This window comes from Duganella lactea, from assembly GCF_009857505.1.
GTDB lineage: Bacteria > Pseudomonadota > Gammaproteobacteria > Burkholderiales > Burkholderiaceae_D > Rugamonas > Rugamonas lactea.
The window spans coordinates 1-18787 of record NZ_WWCP01000020.1; the positions used below are offsets into that span (position 1 = coordinate 1).

At 64.1% G+C, this 18787-nt stretch carries 16 protein-coding genes and 1 pseudogene; 7 read left to right on the forward strand and 10 right to left on the reverse strand.

Going from position 1 to position 18787, the window contains the following annotated elements; translation table 11 throughout:
* The first annotated feature begins 258 nt into the window (after positions 1–258).
* On the forward strand, positions 259–1011 hold the full coding sequence (locus GTP44_RS16200; protein WP_161020264.1) for a Crp/Fnr family transcriptional regulator: 753 nt from the start codon (positions 259–261) through the stop codon (positions 1009–1011).
* Between the two features lie 4 nt (positions 1012–1015).
* Here GTP44_RS16200 and GTP44_RS16205 read toward each other — a convergent pair whose 3' ends face one another.
* Positions 1016–1243 (reverse strand): hypothetical protein, encoded by a 228-nt coding sequence (locus GTP44_RS16205; protein ID WP_161020265.1) that lies wholly within the window; start codon positions 1241–1243, stop codon positions 1016–1018.
* Positions 1244–1408: 165 nt separating this feature from the next.
* Between GTP44_RS16205 and GTP44_RS16210 the strand changes: the two genes are divergently transcribed.
* Complete coding sequence (locus tag GTP44_RS16210) at positions 1409–2845, forward strand: SulP family inorganic anion transporter (RefSeq protein WP_161020266.1); 1437 nt, start codon at positions 1409–1411, stop codon at positions 2843–2845.
* Here the strand turns inward: GTP44_RS16210 and GTP44_RS16220 are convergent.
* The 8 genes and pseudogenes from GTP44_RS16220 to GTP44_RS16255 all read right to left on the reverse strand — a co-directional run bounded on the left by GTP44_RS16220 (position 2835) and on the right by GTP44_RS16255 (position 13249).
* Positions 2835–3287 (reverse strand): annotated as a pseudogene (locus GTP44_RS16220) (DUF29 domain-containing protein). The gene GTP44_RS16210 and the pseudogene GTP44_RS16220 sit on opposite strands and share 11 nt — an antisense overlap.
* Before the next feature lie 57 nt (positions 3288–3344).
* Entirely contained in the window at positions 3345–5636 is a 2292-nt protein-coding gene (locus GTP44_RS16225; protein ID WP_161020269.1) for a hypothetical protein, read from the reverse strand.
* A complete protein-coding gene (locus GTP44_RS16230) occupies positions 5633–6349 on the reverse strand; it encodes a hypothetical protein (RefSeq protein WP_161020270.1) in 717 nt (238 codons plus the stop codon). The genes GTP44_RS16225 and GTP44_RS16230 overlap by 4 nt, the downstream gene beginning before the upstream one ends.
* Positions 6350–6388: 39 nt before the next feature.
* Entirely contained in the window at positions 6389–7828 is a 1440-nt protein-coding gene (locus GTP44_RS16235; protein WP_161020271.1) for a catalase, read from the reverse strand.
* Between the two features lie 49 nt (positions 7829–7877).
* Positions 7878–9227 (reverse strand): chloride channel protein, encoded by a 1350-nt coding sequence (locus GTP44_RS16240; protein ID WP_161020272.1) that lies wholly within the window; start codon positions 9225–9227, stop codon positions 7878–7880.
* A gap of 77 nt (positions 9228–9304) precedes the next feature.
* Entirely contained in the window at positions 9305–9829 is a 525-nt protein-coding gene (locus GTP44_RS16245) for an OmpA family protein (protein WP_160990559.1), read from the reverse strand.
* A gap of 114 nt (positions 9830–9943) precedes the next feature.
* Complete coding sequence (locus tag GTP44_RS16250) at positions 9944–12118, reverse strand: 3'-5' exonuclease (RefSeq protein WP_161020273.1); 2175 nt, start codon at positions 12116–12118, stop codon at positions 9944–9946.
* A 3-nt stretch (positions 12119–12121) separates the two neighbouring features.
* Positions 12122–13249 carry a LacI family DNA-binding transcriptional regulator gene (locus GTP44_RS16255; RefSeq protein ID WP_160990557.1) on the reverse strand — a complete coding sequence of 376 codons (1128 nt, stop codon included), beginning with the start codon at positions 13247–13249 and terminating at the stop codon, positions 12122–12124.
* A gap of 187 nt (positions 13250–13436) precedes the next feature.
* Between GTP44_RS16255 and GTP44_RS16260 the strand changes: the two genes are divergently transcribed.
* The 5 genes from GTP44_RS16260 (at position 13437) to GTP44_RS16280 (ending at position 17828) form a co-directional block, all read left to right on the forward strand.
* Positions 13437–14687 (forward strand): Hsp70 family protein, encoded by a 1251-nt coding sequence (locus tag GTP44_RS16260; RefSeq protein ID WP_160990556.1) that lies wholly within the window; start codon positions 13437–13439, stop codon positions 14685–14687.
* A gap of 6 nt (positions 14688–14693) precedes the next feature.
* Complete coding sequence (locus tag GTP44_RS16265) at positions 14694–15317, forward strand: 3'-5' exonuclease (RefSeq protein WP_161020274.1); 624 nt, start codon at positions 14694–14696, stop codon at positions 15315–15317.
* A 75-nt stretch (positions 15318–15392) separates the two neighbouring features.
* On the forward strand, positions 15393–16781 hold the full coding sequence (locus GTP44_RS16270; RefSeq protein WP_161020275.1) for a tetratricopeptide repeat protein: 1389 nt from the start codon (positions 15393–15395) through the stop codon (positions 16779–16781).
* Between the two features lie 84 nt (positions 16782–16865).
* Positions 16866–17309, forward strand: coding sequence for a hypothetical protein (locus GTP44_RS16275; RefSeq protein ID WP_161020276.1), 444 nt, complete (start codon positions 16866–16868; stop codon positions 17307–17309).
* 18 nt (positions 17310–17327) lie between these two features.
* Positions 17328–17828, forward strand: coding sequence for a GNAT family N-acetyltransferase (locus tag GTP44_RS16280; protein WP_229256948.1), 501 nt, complete (start codon positions 17328–17330; stop codon positions 17826–17828).
* Here the strand turns inward: GTP44_RS16280 and GTP44_RS16285 are convergent.
* Positions 17823–18722 (reverse strand): LysR family transcriptional regulator, encoded by a 900-nt coding sequence (locus GTP44_RS16285; protein WP_161020277.1) that lies wholly within the window; start codon positions 18720–18722, stop codon positions 17823–17825. The two genes, GTP44_RS16280 and GTP44_RS16285, sit on opposite strands and share 6 nt — an antisense overlap.
* Positions 18723–18787 lie beyond the last annotated feature (65 nt).

The window sequence follows — 18787 nt, forward strand, 5'->3', positions numbered from 1 at the left end:
GTGATCAGTGCTGTCGTTCACAAACTGACGCATCTGATTTACGGTGTCATCCGTACTGGCAAGCCTTTCGACCCCAAATACTTATCGAAAAAGCTTGCCATTCAAGACGGTATCTGACACCCGTTTTGACTGCGTAGGACTAAGATGACATTTTGCAATGTTCGCAGCCTACATAGGACTACAAAATGGTCCTATACCGGCGGATTAGCCCGCTGGGTATAGTGTCTACATAGTCAGACACGCTTACAGAGGCTAACCATGAACGCACTCCATACCGCATCCGCCGCCGCTCCACAATCCATCAGCCTGATCGGCGCGCAACAGAATGATTTGCTTCGCGCACTGTCGCGCGAGGATCTGCTCGCCTTGTTTGGCGATCTGGAATTGGTGACGTTGCCGGAAGGTAAGCATTTGTTCGATTTTGGCGATGCCGTCGAGTACACCTATTTCCCAACCAACGCCATCATTTCCCTGCAGTACGTGATGGAGGATGGGGCGACCACCGAAATCGCGGTCGTCGGCCGTGAAGGCGTGGTCGGCGTGGCGCTGCATCCGACCGAACGCGCCAGCTATGCCGCCGTGGTGCAAACCGCAGGTTATGGTTATCGTCTGAAAACCTCGGTGCTGCGCGAGGTGTTTTACACCGGCGGCCCGCTGGCCCAGCAATTGATGCGCTACACCAGCATGATGTTTGCCCAGTTGGCGCAGAACGTCGCCGGCAGCCGTCACACCAGCATCGAGCAGAAACTGTGCCGCTGGCTGCTGGAACGCCTGGACCGTTCGCTGTCCAATGAACTGAAGGTGACCCAGGAGATGATCGCCAATATGCTCGGCGTGCGCCGCGAAAGCATCACCGGCGCCGCCGGCAAGCTGGCCCAGGAAGGCTTGATCACCTATCGCCGCGGCCTGGTGACTGTATTGGATCGGGAAGGCATGGAACGTCGCGCGGGCAGCTGCTATCAGGCCCGTGCCAACAACATGGCCTCGGATCAGCAGCGTTACGCGGCGTAAGAGGTTAATGCAGGACGCGCGATAGCGGATTGATCAGGAAACCACCGAAATCCGCCCGCGCCGGCAAGCGCGATGCCAGGTCCTGATCCAGCTTGCGTTGCACAAGTTTATGCCAGGCGCTGGCCCAGCGGGCCGCCAGTTGCGATTCTTCAGCCGAGCGCGCATACAGCGTTCTTTCCACGGCGAGTTTCTGGCGTTGCAGGGCGTAGCGGGCGGATATCAAAGTAGTCATGGCGTGAAGTGACTGTGAGTTGATCGGAATGCGTTGCCATTGTGCTCCCGTCCGCCCGGTTCTGAATGTGCGCCAGTTCACCCATAGCGATGAGTAAACTCTGCAATACGTGTAAAATGTGCACCTGTTGCTCTTCCGCATCGTCTCTTTTCCGCTTTTCCCCTGATGAATTTTTCTAAAAACGCGCTGGCGGGCTTGACCACGTCCTTTGCGCTGGTGCCCGAGTGCATCGCTTTTGCGCTGGTGGCGCATCTCAATCCATTGACCGGGCTGTACGGTGCTTTCTTTATTTGCACGATGACGGCGATCCTCGGTGGCCGTCCGGGCATGATTTCCGGCGCCGCCGGCTCGATGGCGGTGGTGATCGTGGCCTTGGTGGCGCAACACGGCTTGCAGTATTTCCTCGCCACCGTGGTGTTGAGCGGCCTGATCATGCTGTTGTTTGGCGTGCTGCGGCTGGGCAAATTGGTGACGATGGTGCCGCATCCGGTGATGCTGGGCTTCGTCAACGGCCTGGCGATCGTCATCGCCTGGTCGCAATTGCAACATTTCAAGGATGGCGCGGGCTGGCTGCACGGCGCGGCGCTGCTGTGGATGTGCGGCCTGGTGCTGCTGACCATGCTGATTGTCTATCTGCTGCCGCGTCTGACCAAGGCGCTGCCGCCGGCGCTGGTGGCCATCGTCGGCGTCGGCGTGTTGTCGGCAACGCTGCATCTGCCGGTGCGCACGCTGGGCGACATGGCGCATATCGCCGGTGGCTTGCCGTCGTTCGCGCTGCCGGACGTGCCGATGAATATGGACACGCTGCGGATTGTCTTGCCATACGCGCTGCTGATGGCGATGGTGGGCCTGCTGGAAACGCTGCTGACGTTTAATCTGACCGATGAAATCACCGAAACGCGCGGTCTGCCGAACCGCGAATGCGTGGCGCTGGGCGCGGCGAATGTGGCCTCCGGCCTGTTCGGCGGCATGGGCGGCTGCGCGATGATCGGTCAGACCATGATCAACCTGAGTTCGGGCGGCCGCACGCGCGTGTCGGGCGCGGTGGCCGGCATGATGATTTTGCTGTTTATCCTGTTCCTGTCGCCGCTGATTGAGCGGATTCCGCTGGCGGCGCTGGTCGGGGTGATGTTGGTGGTGGCGCAAGAGACCTTCGCCTGGGGCTCGTTGCGCGTGCTGGGCAAGGTGCCGCGCCACGATGCCTTGCTGATTGTCGCGGTGACGGCGATTACCGTGGCGACCGATCTGGCGATGGCGGTGATGTCCGGCATCGTCATCGCGGCGCTGAGTTTCGCCTGGCGCCATGCGCGCGATATCCGCGCCGATGTGGTCAGCGCCGATGGTGTGAAAACCTACACGCCGCACGGCACGCTGTTCTTCGCGTCGGTCGCGCATTTCAATGACCTGTTCGATCCGCACGGCGATCCGCGGCAGGTGCTGCTCGATTGTCGCCATCTGCGCCTGGCCGATCACTCGGCCGTGGTGGCGGTGGCCGCGTTGAGGGAGCGTTACGCCAAGGCCGGCAATGCGCTGCAAGTGCTGCACCTGTCGCCGCGCTGCGAAACCTTGCTGCGGCGCGCGGGCGGGATGGCTACGGCATGAAGTCGTGATCGAGTATCTGGTCGATTGAGTAGGGATTATCGAGCGGGAAGGTGGCCAGCGGCAGTTGGGTTACCAGCGCCGCCATCTTGCGCGCATACGGCTAGTTGACCTGCACATACTCCACCAGTTTGCGTCGCAGGCTGGGACTATCGTCAAGCAAGGCCTTGATGCGCTCGCGTTGTCCCACCAGCGTGGCATGCCATTTGTTTTGCGGATGGGATTTCTGAAATTCGCATTTCAACAGGTGCATGATGAGGACTCTCAACCTGTTTTTTAGCGTGCGCAGTTCCTTGGTTTTCATGCTGTCGAGCTCCTCGACCAGGTTCTCCAGATCCAGCTCGGAGAACCTTTTTTCCGACAGTAGGCGGATCTGCGCGTCGATCCACCGTAGCCAATCTTCGTCGTAGCATGAGATGGTGCGGGGCTGGGCCAGTGTTTGCATGATGCGCCTCCAAAAGCTTCAGCTTAGGCTGGCGCCGCTCCCCGCGTTTGAGACAGATCAATAGTAATACGGCGTCTTGGCGGCCCAGCCGCTGTTGCCGTAACGCTTGTGCAGCAGCGTGAAGGCGCTCTTCGAGAGTGTCTTCGCGTCCTCGTCCAGGCAGCCGCCGCGCGTCGACTGCACGGTGACGTACAGCAGCCATGGCAGGTCAGGATCGGCGGGCTGCGCCTTCGCGCGCGCCATCACCGCATCGCCGATGTAACCGGTGGCGGTCTTCAACGCGCTCAGTTGCGCCAGTTCCTTGTCGCGCGTGGCGGTGTCGCCCAGCGACGGCGTCGGCAGCGATGCTTCGGCCTCGGTGTTTTCCATGTAATCCGCGCCGGCCTTGGATGGCATCTTGCACCACATATCGGCGAGCGTTTCCTCCGGCTGGCGCGGTTTGTTCTCCATCGCATAGCCCTGGAACATCGGCGACAAGCCGTAATGCAGGGCGCCCAGCAGCAGCGTGTGATGGCGTTCCGCTTCGCCTGGCAGCTTGCGGTACGTGGCCGCGACGCTGGCCAGCGCCGGCGACAGCTGCTCAACTTTGCCTGCCGCCGACAGCGCCGCGTCCTGCTGGCGCAGCAGGTCGTAACGCATCCATGCCGCTGTGGCGATGCGCGCCCTCCACGCGGCCGGCAGCGAGGTTTGCGCGGCCACCGTCAGCAGATCGGCGGCGGACAGGCCGCTGTTCAGCCAGCGCTGACCATCCGCCGCGATATCCGCGCGGGCCTGTCGATTCTTCGCCACTTCGCCCGTATCCGAATCGAGATCGAGGGCCTGCGCGCGCATCAGGTATTTGGCCGCATCGGCAGGCGAAACGGCGACCGCGAAGCGCTCTTGCAGGAACAGGTTGCGGGCGCTGTTCGATTGCGCGGCTGCCAGCGCAGGGCCGGCGATTACCGCGTCACCCAGCGCACGCGCCTTGTCGGCCTGACCGGTCAGGCGGTAATGGCGAGCCAGCGCGTATCGCAGTGTCAGATACTCCGGTGCTTTGGCGGATACTTGTAGCGCCGCCTGTTCCTGCTGGGGCGTCAGCTTGGGCGACAGCAGGGCGCTCGCCAGCAACCACACGCGGGCCTGCGGCTGGTTGCCGTCCTTGACGTAGCGCTGCCATTGCGCCGGCGCATGCGCCGGCTGGTTTTGTTGAATCGTCAGTATCCAGTCGACGAAACCGGCGCTGCCGCGCAACGCTTCGTGCGACGGTGATCGCAGCAAGTCGTCCGCCAGCACGCGCCAGTCGCCCAGATGATCATCCTTGTATGGATTGGCGCGCGGATCATCCAGCAGCTTGCTCAGTTCCGCGAAGCGCAGAGTCGGCGTCAGATACACTTGCATCGAGCGGCCGATGGCGCGCGAGGCCTCATGCAGTTGCGCCAGTTCGGGATTGCCGAGGATATGCGTGACACCGGCCTGGATCACCGCCAGTTTCCTTTGCTGTGCCGCCAGTCGCGCGGCTGCCGCTTCGGGGCCTTCGTTGCGGATAGCCTGTGCTTCCTTCCAGCGCTGATCCTCCGCCACATAGACGGCGGCGCGGGCTTGCGCGCGCAGGCTCAGATACTCGCCCCAGCCGCGCAGTGGATGCTTGTCGGTGGCGCCGATGGCGGCAAACAGTTTGGCGGCGCGCGCATAGTCTTCGCTGTAGAAGGCGGCCGCCGCGATCTGGTATTGCTGCATCTGGCGCCAGTACAGCCCCTCCGATGCCGGCAGTTCCACCGGCGGTGGAATGACAGGTTTAGGTTGTCCGAAGGCGCTGCGCGTGGCATTCAGATCATCGCCGCATGTCTTGAACACCTGCCGCTGCGAGGACACCCAGGCGGCCAGCCGTTCAGGCGTGGCGTCGCTGCGCTTGGCCAGCCCATTGAGCGTGGTGATGGCGAAGCTGTAGCTGGTCAGCGGGCAGTTGACATAGCCATACGTCAGGCTATTTCCCGGCGGGAGCTCCGGCACCGGCTTGTGGAGCGCGGCGCTGACCGCCTGCTCCCATCCCTTGTATCCGCCGGCGCCATCCGACGCATCGACCCAACCGCCACGGCGATTGCCGATGGCGCGCAGCAGGCCCGTTTCCTCGATCGGCGCTTGCTTGATGCCGTCCGCGCCCAGCATCACGCCGCGCCAGGCGGCGTACAGATACAAGCGGTTATAGCTGTTCATCACCACGCCCAGTTCCCCGGTCTCGTAGCGAGACAGCGCGATGTCCGGCGCGCTGCGGTTGACATAGGGATCGTATGCTTCGCCCGAGCTGGCATGCGCCGCGCCGGCGCAGACCAGTGTTGTGATAACGGCGAAGAGGCGGGGGAAGCGCTTCATTCTGGACTCCTTGAAGTTGGCGGCAAGTCCGCGCCATCACGCTTCCATGCGTAACGGTCGAACCAGTAGTTTTTTGCATAGCGCTCGCTGACGGCGCTGGCGAACGGTTCTTGCGGCGAGAAGCCGGCGCTGCGCGCGCGGCAGCTGGCGTGCAGCGTCGTTGGCGACTGTTCGAGAATGGCGCGCATGGCCGCGCTGTCCTTCCCCATGCGGAAGAACATCGGCACCACTTCGTCGGCGGCCAGGTCGTCCAGCCATGCCGGCGCGCGGCACCACCACGCCAGCGCGGTGACGCTGAGTTTTATCCGGGACGGCAAGGCGGCGCGGATATCCCGTACCAGCGATCGATAGAACACACGTTGCGAGGGCTTGGCCTCCATGTCCAGCTGCACCCAACCGGAGCTGCCGCGGGCGGCGGCATCAAGCAGCGCGCTGATGATGATGGCGCGGCTTTTTTCAATATCGACCGGCGGATTGACTGTGCTGACTTCCACGTGCAGCACGGGCGTGACCAGCGTTGACGGTGGCAGGGCGGGCCAGCGTTTGCGTGGCCGCAGCAGGATGTCGTCGCCGGTGAGGAGAATGTGGCGTTGCAGGACCGCCGCTTCGTGCACCGACCATGTGGGCAGGCGGGCTTCATCCCATAGCCATGCTGTCTGCTGCGCGAAGGCGGCGGGGCAAAGCAGCGCGAGGATCAGTAAGACTGCGGGCATCGGTCAATGGGACGGAATGGACCGTCCCATTGTACCGATTTATTTCCCTTCAAGCGCGGCGATTGCCGCCGCCACGCCGGCGCCGTAGGCCGGATCGGCCTGGGTGCAGTGGTCGATGTGACGCTGCTGCACCGGCTTCGACACGCCGTGGATAGCGCGCGCCGTGTTCTCGAACAGCAGCTGCTTCTTCTCGTCGGTCAGCAGGCGGAACAGATTGCCCGGCTGCGAGAAGTAGTCGGTGTCCACGCGGTGGTTCCAGTGATCGGCCGCGCCTTCCAGCGACAGCGGCGGCTCCTTGAACTGCGGGCTTTCCTGCCATTCGCCACGGCTGTTCGGCTCATACGGCGTTTCGCCGCCGCCGTTCGGCGTGATGCGCATGGCGCCGTCGCGGTGGTAGCTGTGGAACGGGCACTTGGGCGCGTTCACCGGAATCTGATGGTGGTTCACGCCCAGACGATAACGCGCCGCGTCGCCGTAGGAGAACAGGCGCGATTGCAGCATCTTGTCCGGCGAGAAGCTCACGCCCGGCACCACGTTGGCCGGCGAGAAGGCCGACTGCTCGACTTCCGCGAAGTAGTTTTCCGCGTTGCGGTTCAGTTCCAGCACGCCGACGTCGATCAGCGGATAGTCGCCCTTCGGCCAGATCTTGGTCAGGTCGAACGGATGGTAGGGCACTTTGGAGGCATCGGCTTCCGGCATGATCTGCACCGCCAGTTTCCAGCGCGGGAATTCCTTGCGCTCGATGGCGTCGAACAGGTCGCGCTGCGAGCTTTCGCGGTCCACACCGACCAGCGCCGCGGCTTCGGCGTCGCTCAGGTTCTCGATGCCCTGCTGCGAGATGAAGTGGAACTTGACCCAGTAGCGCTCATTGGCGGCGTTGATGAAGGAAAAGGTATGGCTGCCGAAACCGTGCATGTGGCGATAGCCCTTCGGAATGCCGCGGTCGCTCATGACGATGGTGACCTGGTGCAGCGCTTCCGGCAGCAGGGTCCAGAAGTCCCAGTTGTTCTCGGCGTTGCGCAGATTGGTCTTCGGATCGCGCTTGACCACGTGGTTCAGGTCCGGGAACTTGAGCGGATCGCGGAAGAAGAACACCGGCGTGTTGTTGCCGACGATGTCCCAGTTGCCTTGCTCGGTGTAGAACTTGACGGCGAAGCCGCGGATATCGCGCTCCGCGTCGGCCGCGCCGCGCTCACCCGCGACGGTGGAGAAGCGCATGAACATGTCGGTCTTCTTGCCCACTTCCGAGAACAGCGCGGCCTTGGTGTACTTGCTGATGTCGTGGGTGACGGTGAAGGTGCCGTAGGCGCCCGAACCCTTGGCGTGCATGCGGCGCTCGGGAATGACTTCGCGCGCGAAGTGGGCCAGCTTTTCCAGATGCCAGACATCCTGCAGCAGTACCGGGCCGCGCGGACCGGCGGTCTGGGTGTTTTGGTTGTCCGCGACCGGCGCGCCGGCTGCAGTGGTGAGATTTTTCATGAAACTTCCTTCGCCTGTTTGGGATGAACGGAAACTTCCAGCATACCGACTACAACTTGTTCGCGCCGCTCTCTTTCGGGAGAGGCGCTTGAGGTAGGCGCATCAATTGCGTCTGCGCCAGCTGCGCATACAACGGTGGACTCAATACGCGCGAGACGGTGCGCGCCACCATCGCGCAGGCCATCAGGCTCAGCACCATGGCGTGGCCGTCGACCATCTCCATCACGATGATAAACGAAGTCAGCGGTGCCTGGGTGGCCGCCGCCAGGAAGCCAACCATGCCCAGCGCCATCAGCGCGCTGGCGTGCGGATAGTTCAACAGCAGCGCCAGGTCGTTGCCCAGCGCGGCGCCGATGGCCAGCGATGGCGCGAAGATCCCGGCCGGCACGCCGGCCCACGCGGTCAGCCAGGTGGCGAGGAATTTCAGCAAGAAGAAGATGCCCGGCGTGTGTTCGGCGCCGGCCAGCATGGCGCGCGTATGCTCCGAGCTGCTGCCGAAAACCGCGCCGCCCGAATAGATGCCGATGGCCGCCACCGCCAGCCCGCAGCCAGCGGCGAACAGCACCGGCGCGCGCAGCCGCGCGCGGCTGAACCAGTCACGCGGCGGACCGATCAGCGAGGCCAGCAGCAGGCGCGAGAACAGCCCGCCCGCCAGGCCGCTGGCCAGCGCCACGATCAGGCCGGGCACGATCAGCCCGGTGTCGATGCCGGTGGCGCGGATCAGGCCGAAGTAAGTACCGTTGCCGTTGATCGACACGCCGATCAGCCCGGCCAGCACAATGGCCGCCATCAGCAGGCCGCTGCGGCGCTGCTCCGGCGTGCGCGATAATTCCTCGATGGCGAACATGATGCCGCCCAGCGGCGTGTTGAAGGCGGCCGCGATGCCGGCCGCGCCGCCGGCCACCAGCAGGCCGTGCGCGCTGATGCTGCCGCGCTCGGGCAGCCAGCGCCGCGCCGCCAGCATGACGCCGGCCGCCACCTGCACCGACGGCCCTTCGCGCCCGAGCGACAGGCCGGCCGCCAGGCCCCACGTGGTCAGCAGCACCTTGGCGGCGCTGAGTTTGAGGGAAACGAACAGGCCTTGCTGGGCCGGCGCGGTGACCGGTTCCAGCGCGGCCATCACTTGCGGGATGCCCGAGCCGGCGGCGCCGGGCGCGTAGCGGCGCGTCAGCCAGACAATGGCGGCGGTGCACAGCGGCGTCCACAGCAGCGGCGACCACCACCAGCGCGCGTACAGGCCGGCGAAACGGTCGAAGGCGTATTCGGAGACGGCGGTAAAGCCGACCACGGCCAGTCCGGCCAGCGCGGCGAACGCCACCACCACGCTGCGCGCCCGCCACACGCGCCAGTCGCTGAACTCGTTGCGAAAGGCGTGGCGGATGTCGTGACTGCTCTTCATGGATGGGGGCGTAAGGTTAAAAAAAACGCCCGGCGGTGAGGCCGGGCGTTCTATGTTACATCAATTTACCTGAGCGATTACTTGCTTGGGTAGACGATGTCGTCACGACGGTCGTGCGCGCGGGCCGCGTCGTCGGTGCCGGAGGTTTTCTCTTTGCCGTAGGAAACAGCTTCCATTTGGCTATCTTTCACGCCTTGTGCTTTCAGGGCGGTGATCAGGGCTTGCGCGCGTTTCTGACCCAGGGCCAGATTGTATTCGGCGGTGCCGCGGTCATCGGTGTTGCCTTCGACTTTGATCGCGACGTTCGAGTTAGCCGACAGGAATTTGCCGTGGTCGGCGACCAGCGCGTCGAATTCAGGCTTGACGGTGTACTTGTCGAAGTCGAAGTAGACGCTACGGTTTTTGTAGATCGAGCTGTTTGGGTCCAGGTACGCTGGCAGCGGTGCTGGCGCAGGAGCCGGTGCTGGCGCTGCCGCAACCGGCGCTGGTGCTGGTGCCGGGGTTGGCGCTGGTGCCGGGGTTGGCGCTGGAGCAGGGGTCGAGCAGGCGCTCAGCAGGGCGATGGTGCAGGCTGCCAGCAGAATGTTGGTTTTTGCTTTCATGGAAATAACTCCCAATTTGATTTTGTTTGTGGGGGACACGCTAGGTGTGAGGCTGATCGCAGCCCGCGACCGATATTATATAAGGGAATCCCGGAGAAATATTGGCATCTTGCATTATTTTTTCAGCCAAGTTAAAAAAGGCGCTAAATCGGTATCGCTTTCGACATACCAGGCACGCCGGGCGATGTCGAATTTGGCGCCCAGCGCCTTGACCTGGTCCTTTTCCTGGAAACTGGCGTTCAGATAGTGGCGGCTCGGCGGCGCGGCCGGCGGCGTCTGCTGGTTGCGCGTCAACGCGGCGTCAGCGGCTGCTGAAGATTTAGGCAGACGCATCTGGGCGATGAAGCCGCTACGGCGGGCCGCGTCGGTGGGCGAGAGCAGCGTCAGGCGCGCGCGGGCGCGGGTTGCCGCCACATAGAACAAATTTTCTTCTTCGCGGCGCGGCTGCGCCGGGTGGGGGAATTCGCCATCCTCCAGAAACGCCAGGATGACGTGCTCGAATTCTTTGCCCTTGGCGTTGGCGGCGCATTCGATCAGCACCGACTTGCGGTCGCGCTTGCGGCGGATGAAGGCCTCGCGCGCGTTGATCGCGTTCCAGAATTCGCCCAGGCTTTGGCCGGACGCGGCGGCCGCCTGCAGCAGGCTGGCGATGGATTTGTTGATGACGTCGGCGTCATAGGCGCGCACAAAGATGCGCCGCGCGGTGGCGGCCAGTTGCACGCGCTCGCACAGTTCGCTCAACACGGCGGCCGCCGGCGTGGCCGGATCGACGCCGGACAGCCAGCCCAGCGCCGCGATTACCGCGCGCTTGGTGCCGGCGCTAGCGACGTCGCGGTAGCCCGGCTCGATGCCGTCGCGGCGCTCGTCCTCGATCAGGAACAGTTCGCCCAGCAGGTCGGGGCTTTTCTGGATTTGCTGCTTGAAGTTGTCCATGCTGCGCGCCGCGAAGCGCATTTCGCTGAACGCGACTAGCGCCTCGACGACGGCCACCCGCACCTGTTCCGACTTCACGGCCGCAAAATCCCGCAGGGCGATCGCCAGCAGGCCGCGCAGGAACAGGATCTCGTCGCGCTGCAGGTAGCCCGCCATGGGCGGCGTGCGGTAGTCGATGTCGGCCTCGATCAGCGCGTTTTCGATGGCCATCGACTGGTGGCGGTCGCGGATCAGGATGGCGCAGCCGTCGTAGTGGTGGCCGTCCGCCTTCCACTGGCGCACGGCGGCCACCACGCGCTGCGCGCAGCCGGCGGCATCGTCGTAGTGGGCGTGAACGATCTCGGTGCGCAGCGGCAGCGCGGATTCGATGCGCTTTTGCTTGAACTCGGCCATGGCGTTGGCCAGGTGCGGGCCGTGGCGCCAGGTCTGGGTCAGCGGGTAGCGCACCAGCTTGGGGAAACGCTCGCCGAAGCGGCGGTTCAGGAACGCGTCGCTGGCGCCCAGCTTGGCATGGATGACCTGGTCCTTGTCGCCGGCGCCGACGAAGAAGCACTGCGGCCGCTCGATCAGCGCCGCCAGGATGCGGAAGGCGGCCTCGTTCAGGTCGTGCAACTCGTCGCACAGCACCAGCCGGTAGTCCGGGAACTGCTCGGCCAGGCGCGCGCCGCCGTGCAGATTGCAGGCCAGATCGTAGGTGGCGTCGAACGGCCCGCGAAACACCGCGCCGGCACCGCCGTCCAGGCGCATGGTTTCGTACTCGATGGTGGTCAGGTAATCGGTCAGCGTCACGCCCAGCAACTCGGCGGCTTCCTCGCGGTCCATGAATTCCACGTCGCTGTCCAGCGCCATCGTCGCTTTCAGATGCTGCTGTACGTCGAGAAACTGCGCCAGCGCCACGCTGTGGGTGTGCAGCTCCAGGCCGTCGACACTGCCGGCGTAGCGCTCGCCGGTGCGGTCGATCGCCTGCAAGGCGTAGTCCTTCAGCGCGCGCGGATCGCCGCACTGGCGCACGTCGTCGCCGTCGGCCAGGTCCATCATCCAGGCGGAAAAATCGTCGAAACTGAGAACGACGACCCGTTGCGCCAGCGCCGCCGGCACGCCCACTTCCAGCAAGCGCCGGCGCAGCACCTCGCGCGCCTCCGGCGTGAAGGTCAGCGCCAGGATCTGTTCCGGCGCCAGCTTGCGCGCCAGCGCCTCGCCGATGCGCAGCGCCAGCGTGGTGGTCTTGGCCGCGCCGGCGTTGGCGTCGACCAGCACGACCTTGTTTTGCGCCAGCTGGATGGCGCTCTGTTCGGCGGTCGGGAGCAGGCCGTGTGGGGTGAAACGGGGGGGATTGGTGGGGGGCGGCTGGTTCATCCGCTACATTATAGCGACCGGCAGCCGCAAGCCGGTCGCCGTCAGGCCGGGCGTGCGCGCGCCGGCCGGCGTCAGGCGCGCGGTGGCGCCTTCAATGAACTGGGCGCTGAAGACGCGCTTTTCGGTGTCGGTTTCATGCTGGTCGATGCGCGCGCACAGCAGATCGGCGGCGGCGGCGGCCATTTTCGGCAGCGGCTGGCGCAGCGTGGTCAGGTTGTAGCTGATCCAGTTGGACGGCTCGACCGCGTCGAAACCGGCCACCGACAACTGCTGCGGCACTTCCAGCCCCAGCTCGTGGCGGGCGCAGTCCAGGCAGCCGATGGCCATGACGTCGCTGCCGCAGATGATGGCGTCCGGTACCCCGCCCAGTTCGGCGATGATGGCCTTCAGGCCCAGCGCGCCGCTGCGGTAATCATAGTCGCCCGGCACCACCACCGGCGCCGGCAGGCCCAGTTCGGCGATGCGCTCGACCGCGCCACGGCGGCGTTCGCTGGCCACGCTGGAATCCATGCTGCCGCCGATAATGCCGAATTGGCGATGACCGGCCGCCGCCAGCCGCGAGGCCAGCATGCGGCCCGCTTCGACGTGGTCGCAAGTGACGGTGTTGACCGAATGATCACGCAGCGTGCGGTTGAACAGCACCACCGGCATGCGGCGGCGGTCGAATTCGGCGATGTGCGCCTCGGACAGGCGGGCGGCGGCGATCACGCCGTCGACCTGGAATTGCCAGACATCGGCCAGCACGCGGTCGACATCGGCCTCGCGGTGCAGCGTGAACAGCAGCACGCGCTTGCCGCGCGCGGCGAACTGCTGGCTCACTTCGGCCAACAATTCGGGATAATACAGATTGGCCTGGTTGGTGACGATCAGCGCCACCATGTTGGAGCGGCGCGTGATCAGGCTGCGCGCGGCGGCGTTGGGGATGTAGTCGAGCAGGGCGGCGGCCTTCATCACCAGCGCATAGGTGGTCTTCGACACGCTGGCGCCCGGCTTGAAGCAGCGCGACACCGCCGATTGCGACACCCCGGCCACCTGCGCCACATCATAGGAGGTTACTCGGCGATTCTCGCTGGCGATCACGGCGCGCAGCGCGGTCGCGCAATGCTCAACTGTCAGCTTGGATTTGCTCATCGTGTGGAACGCGGGCCCGCTTGTCATTTTGTTGTTAAACGATCATATAAAAGAAATTGCCCTGTGACAATATATATCGCATTTCTGCGCGGAAATATATTCTTTGCTGTGGCTATGGCGCAATGGTTGCCGGAAAGTGGCTTCGTCTGATAAAATCCCGCCCCTTTACCTGAATGGAAGGGGCGAGATGTCTATCGCTTGCGGCGTTGATTTCGGCACATCCAATTCCACCGTGGGCTGGGTGCGTCCCGGCCATCCGGTGATGCTGGGACTGGAGGACGGCAAGACCACTTTGCCATCGGTCATTTTCTTCAATGCGGATGACGATCAGGTCACCTACGGCCGCGCGGCGCTGACCGACTACCTGGCCGGCTACGAAGGGCGCTTGATGCGCTCGATGAAAAGTCTGCTCGGCACCAGCCTGATCGACGGCCAGACCGAGGTCGGCGGCCGGGCACTGCCATTCCGCATGCTGCTGGCCCAGTTCATCGGCGAGCTCAAGCACCGCGCCGAACGCTCGGCCGGGCGCGAATTCACCTCGGCCGTGTTTGGCCGCCCGGTGCATTTTATTGACGACAGCAAGGAAAACGACCAACTGGCGGAGGACACGCTGGCCGAAGTGGCCCGCTCGGTTGGCTTCAAGGACATCGCCTTCCAGTTCGAGCCGATCGCCGCCGCCTTCGACTACGAGTCGCAGATCGAGCGCGAAGAGCTGGTGCTGATCGCCGACATCGGCGGCGGTACGTCGGACTTCTCGCTGGTGCGGCTGTCGCCGGCACGCGCGAAGCAGGCCGAGCGGCGCGACGATATCCTGGCCAATGGCGGCGTGCACATCGGCGGCACCGACTTCGATAAGTACCTGAGCCTGTCGTCCATCATGCCGCTGCTGGGCTACGGCAGCCGGCTGCGCAACAACAGCGAAGTACCGTCCAGCTACTTCTTCAACCTGGCCACCTGGCACACCATCAACCAGGTCTACACCAAGAAGATGTGGACCCAGCTGTCCGACCTGCTGCGCGACGCCGCCGAGCAGGAAAAGTTGCAGCGGCTGCAGCGCCTGATCGACGAGCGCGCCGGCCACTGGCTGGCGATGAAGGCTGAAGAGGGCAAGATCGCGCTGTCCGGCGCCGAGCAGGTGCAACTGGACCTGGACCGGCTGGCGCCGCCGGTGCTGCTGGACCTGCAACGGGCGCAATTCGACGGCGCCATCGATCATCTGGTCGGTTCGGTGGAAACCACGGTGCTGAGCCTGATGCGCGACGCCGGCGTCAAACCGGCGGATGTGGATACGGTATTCTTCACCGGCGGTTCGAGCGGCGTGCGCAAATTGCGCGAACGCATCGGCGCCCTGGTGCCTGCCGCGCGCAAGGTGGAAGGCGATCTGTTTGGCAGCATCGGCGCCGGTCTGGCGCTCGATGCGGTGCGTAAGTTCGGGTAATGGCGCATGCTCGACCAACCGATCATCATGCTGGACTTTGAAACCACCGGACTGACGCCGGTGCAGGGCGACCGCATCACCGAGGTGGCGGCGCTGCGCATCGTCGGTGGCGAGGTGGTCGAGCGTTATGTGTCGCTGGTCAATTGCGGCGTGCGCATTCCGTCGTTTATCACCGGCCTGACCGGCATCACCCAGGCGATGGTCGACAGCGCGCCGCCGGTCGCACAGGTGGTGCCGGCCCTGCTCGACTTCATCGGTGACGATCCGCTGTCGGCCCACAACGCCAGTTTCGACGAGAAATTCCTGTGCGCCGAGGCCGCGCGGCTGGGCCTGGCGCCGCGTCATGCCGCGCTGGTGTGCTCGCTCAAGCTGTCGCGCCGCGTGTTCCCGCAGCTGCGCAGCTACAAGCTGGGCGACCTGTCCGGCGCGCTGGGCATCAAGTTCGGCAGCGCCGCCCACCGGGCCGAGGCCGACGCCGAGGTCGCCGCGCAGGTGCTGATCCACATTGGCCGGCATTTGCGCGCCAGCCATGGTATCGGGCGGGTTGATACGGACCTGCTGGTCTCCCTGAACAAGCTCGCGGCCGCCAAAGTACCGCAATTCCTGCAAAAACGCGGCCAGCCCGTTTGAGCGTCGTCAAATCCCGTCCCAGACTGCGTTTTACACTTCCATCAACAATGTTGTCATGTTGGTCAGAGGTGTATCGTGAAAAAACAGTGCACGGCCAAAGAAGGTCATGACGTCTACCTGTGGTTCCAGGAGGCTGCGGAGCGTGGCAACGCCTATGCGCAATTCAATCTCGGCCGCATGTTCAAAAGCGGCGACGGCGTGGCGCGCGATGCGTCGCAGGCCTTTCACTGGATGAACAAGGCGGCCTGCCAGGGCCTTGCCTATGCGCAGAACCAGCTGGGCGCCATGTATTACTACGGTCGCGGAGTCGACAATAACGACCATCACGCGCTGCATTGGTTCCGCTGTGCGGCGCTGCAGGGCGATGCCTCGGCCCAGCAAAATCTCGGACTGATGTTTAAAAAGGGGCGCGGCGTCGCGCAAAGCGACGATCTGGCGCTGGCATGGTTTTGCCGCGCCGCCGAGCAGGGACTGGCCAGCGCCCAGACCTTGCTCGGCGAAGCCTATGCCAACGGCCGTGGCGCCGCGCGCAATTATCCGATGGCGCTGGCGTGGTTCCGCAAGGCGGCGCTGCAAAACGACGCCAGCGCCCAGCTGCATCTGGGCCTGATGTACAAGCACGGGCACGGTGTGGCACGCAACGAATCGCAGGCGGTGGCCTGGTTCAAGCAGGCGGCGGCGCAGGATGACGCGGTGGCGCAGCGGCTGGTCGGCGTCGCCTACGCCGAGGGCATGGGCGTGCCGGTGGACGGGCAGCGCGCCTTCGTCTGGCTGTTGCGGGCGGCCGAGCAGGAAGACGTGGACGCCCAGTTCAATCTCGGCGTCATGCTGGCCAACGGCAAAGGCGTGGAGCAGGATGATGAGCTGGCGTTCACCTGGTATCGCCGCGCGGCGGAGGTTGGCCACGCGCTGGCTCAGTATAACCTGGGCGGCATGTATGCGCGCGGGCGCGGTGTCGAGCGCGACGAGCGTCAGGCGCTGGAATGGTACCGGCTGGCGGCGGAGCAGGGCACGCCGCACGCCCAGTTCAATGTCGCCGTCATGTACGCCAACGGCCACGGCGTGAGCAAAGACGATGTGCTCGCCGCCGTCTGGTACCGCAGCGCCGCCGAGCAGGGCGACGCCAGCGCCCAGAACAACCTCGGCGTCATGTACGCCAACGGCCTCGGCGTTGAGCGCGACGACGCGCGGGCGGTGGACTGGTACGGCCGAGCGGCCGAGCAGGGCCATGCGCTGGCCCAGTTCAACCTCGGCGGCATGTACAGCAGCGGACGCGGCGTCGTGCGCGACCCGGCGCTGTCCTTCATGTGGCTGACGCTGGCCGCGCAGGGCGGCGACGTTGCCGCCGTCAGCAACCGGCGCAGGATGTCACTGGTGATGACGCCCCAAGCCATCGCCGCCGCCCAGGAGCTCGCCCGCCGCTGGCGCGACGCCCACCCGGTGCGCGTCAGCGCCCGCAGCTGACACCCTGCCGCAGGGTGAGACTTCACGTACTTTTCAAGCTGGCAAGCTGGTATGCTTGCTACTCTTCAATAATTTATAAACTAGATGAGACGACAATTTCTTCGACTCGCGCACCAATTGTGCGCGTTAAGCTTTTTTACGGTTTCTCTCGGCGCCCATGCCGCCGCCGAGGATCCAGTGAGAAGTTTCGCGGACGCGATGGCGCAGCAAATTGTCGACGCCAGGGACGCCGTAGTCTACGAGGCAATTTCTCCCAAGGTTCGCCAAGCCTACACGCGTGAACAACTGATCGCGCCACTGAAGCTGATCCGTGAAACCAATGGCGCCTTGCAGGCATATGAATACAAACGGACGTCGCAAGGCAAGCGCGGCGTGGGTGCGGAGTGGATCAGGCAGGTGCGATTCACCTACGCGGTTCAAACCGCCCGCTACCCCAAAGGCCGGTATTTGAATGTGGATGTCACCCAGGAAAACGGGCGCTACTGGCTGGCCGGCTATTCGGTCGAATACCTGCTTGGTGTGTACTGACATTTTCGATTGGTAAATATGACCTTAGCTGAATCCATCACTTTTCGTCAGGCAAATCATCTCGACATTCCCGCAATGTCGACAATCCGGCTTGCGGTCCGCGAGAATGCACTGTCCGATCCGAATAGAATAACGCGGAAAATGTATGAGGATTATCTTGAGTTACTCGGACGTGGCTGGGTTGCGGAGATCAACGGAGAAGTCGTTGGTTTTTCTTATGCGGACAAGTCCGACGCGTCGATTTGGGCGCTGTTCATTTCGCCACCTCACGAAGGCAAAGGTCTGGCAAAACAGCTACTGAAGCTGGCTGCAGACTGGCTCTTTGAGCAAGGCAACGCCTGCATCCGGTTGAGCACGGGCGCCGAAACCAGGGCTGACCGGTTCTACCTCGCCCAAGGATGGCGAAGAGAGCGGGTTGAAGCGAACGATGCGTTTTACGTCTTGAACTCACGTGCGCGAAGTCCTGCGGGCGACTACGGTGATCCCGCATCCTGCCTGCCGTTACCCGCCGATTCATAACCCAGAGCGCGCGCTGTCAGGATAGTATTCACAAATGAAATTGACGAAAGCCGTGACCTTCGGGCTGACCAGGCGGCGCGAGGCGTGTAGCACCCAGACTTCGATCACCGGCTGGGTTGACAGGCCCCAGCTGACCAGCCGGCCCGCCGCCAGGTCGTCGGCGACGACCGTGCGCGGCACCAGCGCCGCCCCGGCGCCGGCCAGTACAGCGTCGCGGATCGACAGCGGCGATGAAAGCCGCAACACGGCTTGCGGATAATACAAGCGCACCTGGCCGTCCTCGGGATCGGCGACGGACCACACTTCGCCATCGTGCGTGCCGGTACGCATCACGGCTGGAAAGGGCGGCGAGGCCGCCAGATCGCCACCTGCCGGTGGTTGCGCCAGAGCGGGCGGTGCCACCAGCACCAGCCGGTTGCGCAGGAAACAGCGACCAACTAAATTGTCGTCCGGGCGCGGATTGGCGCGGATGACGATATCGAAATCGTCGGCGACGAGATCGACGAATTTGTCATCGGTGGTGACTTCCAGTATCACGTCGGGATAAGCGCTGATAAACGCGGCCGCGAGTGGCCCCAGTGTGACGTTGGCGAACAGTAGCGGCGCACTCATGCGCAAGCGGCCGCTCGGCCGTCCCAATCCTGCTTTGACGTCCTGCAGCGCGTCCGTGATGGCGCCGAAGGGCAGATCGGTGCGCGCGTGCAGCACTGCCCCCTCATCGGTCAGGCGTAAGGGCCGCGCGCCGCGCTCGATCAGGCGCACGCCGAGATGCTCCTCCAGTTCCCGCACCCGGCGCGACAGCGTTGCCTTGGCTTTGCCGCTCACACGGCTAGCTGCGCCGAAGCCGCCATGTTTAACGACCAGATTGAAGTCAGCGACGGCCAGAAGATCCATGCATGTTCCAATATTGAGACGACATGTCCCGATTTTACCATCTATGCATCAAAAACCGGATCACC

Excerpts from the sequence above, each read along its gene's own strand:
- GTP44_RS16280 (WP_229256948.1), top strand. The coding sequence starts at position 17,328 with ATGACCTTAGCTGAATCCATCACTTTTCGTCAGGCAAATCATCTCGAC.
- GTP44_RS16225 (WP_161020269.1), bottom strand. The coding sequence starts at position 5,636 with ATGAAGCGCTTCCCCCGCCTCTTCGCCGTTATCACAACACTGGTCTGC.
- GTP44_RS16250 (WP_161020273.1), bottom strand. The coding sequence starts at position 12,118 with ATGAACCAGCCGCCCCCCACCAATCCCCCCCGTTTCACCCCACACGGC.
- GTP44_RS16255 (WP_160990557.1), bottom strand. The coding sequence starts at position 13,249 with ATGAGCAAATCCAAGCTGACAGTTGAGCATTGCGCGACCGCGCTGCGC.
- GTP44_RS16230 (WP_161020270.1), bottom strand. The coding sequence starts at position 6,349 with ATGCCCGCAGTCTTACTGATCCTCGCGCTGCTTTGCCCCGCCGCCTTC.
- GTP44_RS16275 (WP_161020276.1), top strand. The coding sequence starts at position 16,866 with ATGAGACGACAATTTCTTCGACTCGCGCACCAATTGTGCGCGTTAAGC.
- GTP44_RS16265 (WP_161020274.1), top strand. The coding sequence starts at position 14,694 with ATGCTCGACCAACCGATCATCATGCTGGACTTTGAAACCACCGGACTG.
- GTP44_RS16240 (WP_161020272.1), bottom strand. The coding sequence starts at position 9,227 with ATGAAGAGCAGTCACGACATCCGCCACGCCTTTCGCAACGAGTTCAGC.
- GTP44_RS16285 (WP_161020277.1), bottom strand. The coding sequence starts at position 18,722 with ATGGATCTTCTGGCCGTCGCTGACTTCAATCTGGTCGTTAAACATGGC.
- GTP44_RS16200 (WP_161020264.1), top strand. The coding sequence starts at position 259 with ATGAACGCACTCCATACCGCATCCGCCGCCGCTCCACAATCCATCAGC.
- GTP44_RS16245 (WP_160990559.1), bottom strand. The coding sequence starts at position 9,829 with ATGAAAGCAAAAACCAACATTCTGCTGGCAGCCTGCACCATCGCCCTG.
- GTP44_RS16235 (WP_161020271.1), bottom strand. The coding sequence starts at position 7,828 with ATGAAAAATCTCACCACTGCAGCCGGCGCGCCGGTCGCGGACAACCAA.
- GTP44_RS16260 (WP_160990556.1), top strand. The coding sequence starts at position 13,437 with ATGTCTATCGCTTGCGGCGTTGATTTCGGCACATCCAATTCCACCGTG.
- GTP44_RS16210 (WP_161020266.1), top strand. The coding sequence starts at position 1,409 with ATGAATTTTTCTAAAAACGCGCTGGCGGGCTTGACCACGTCCTTTGCG.
- GTP44_RS16205 (WP_161020265.1), bottom strand. The coding sequence starts at position 1,243 with ATGACTACTTTGATATCCGCCCGCTACGCCCTGCAACGCCAGAAACTC.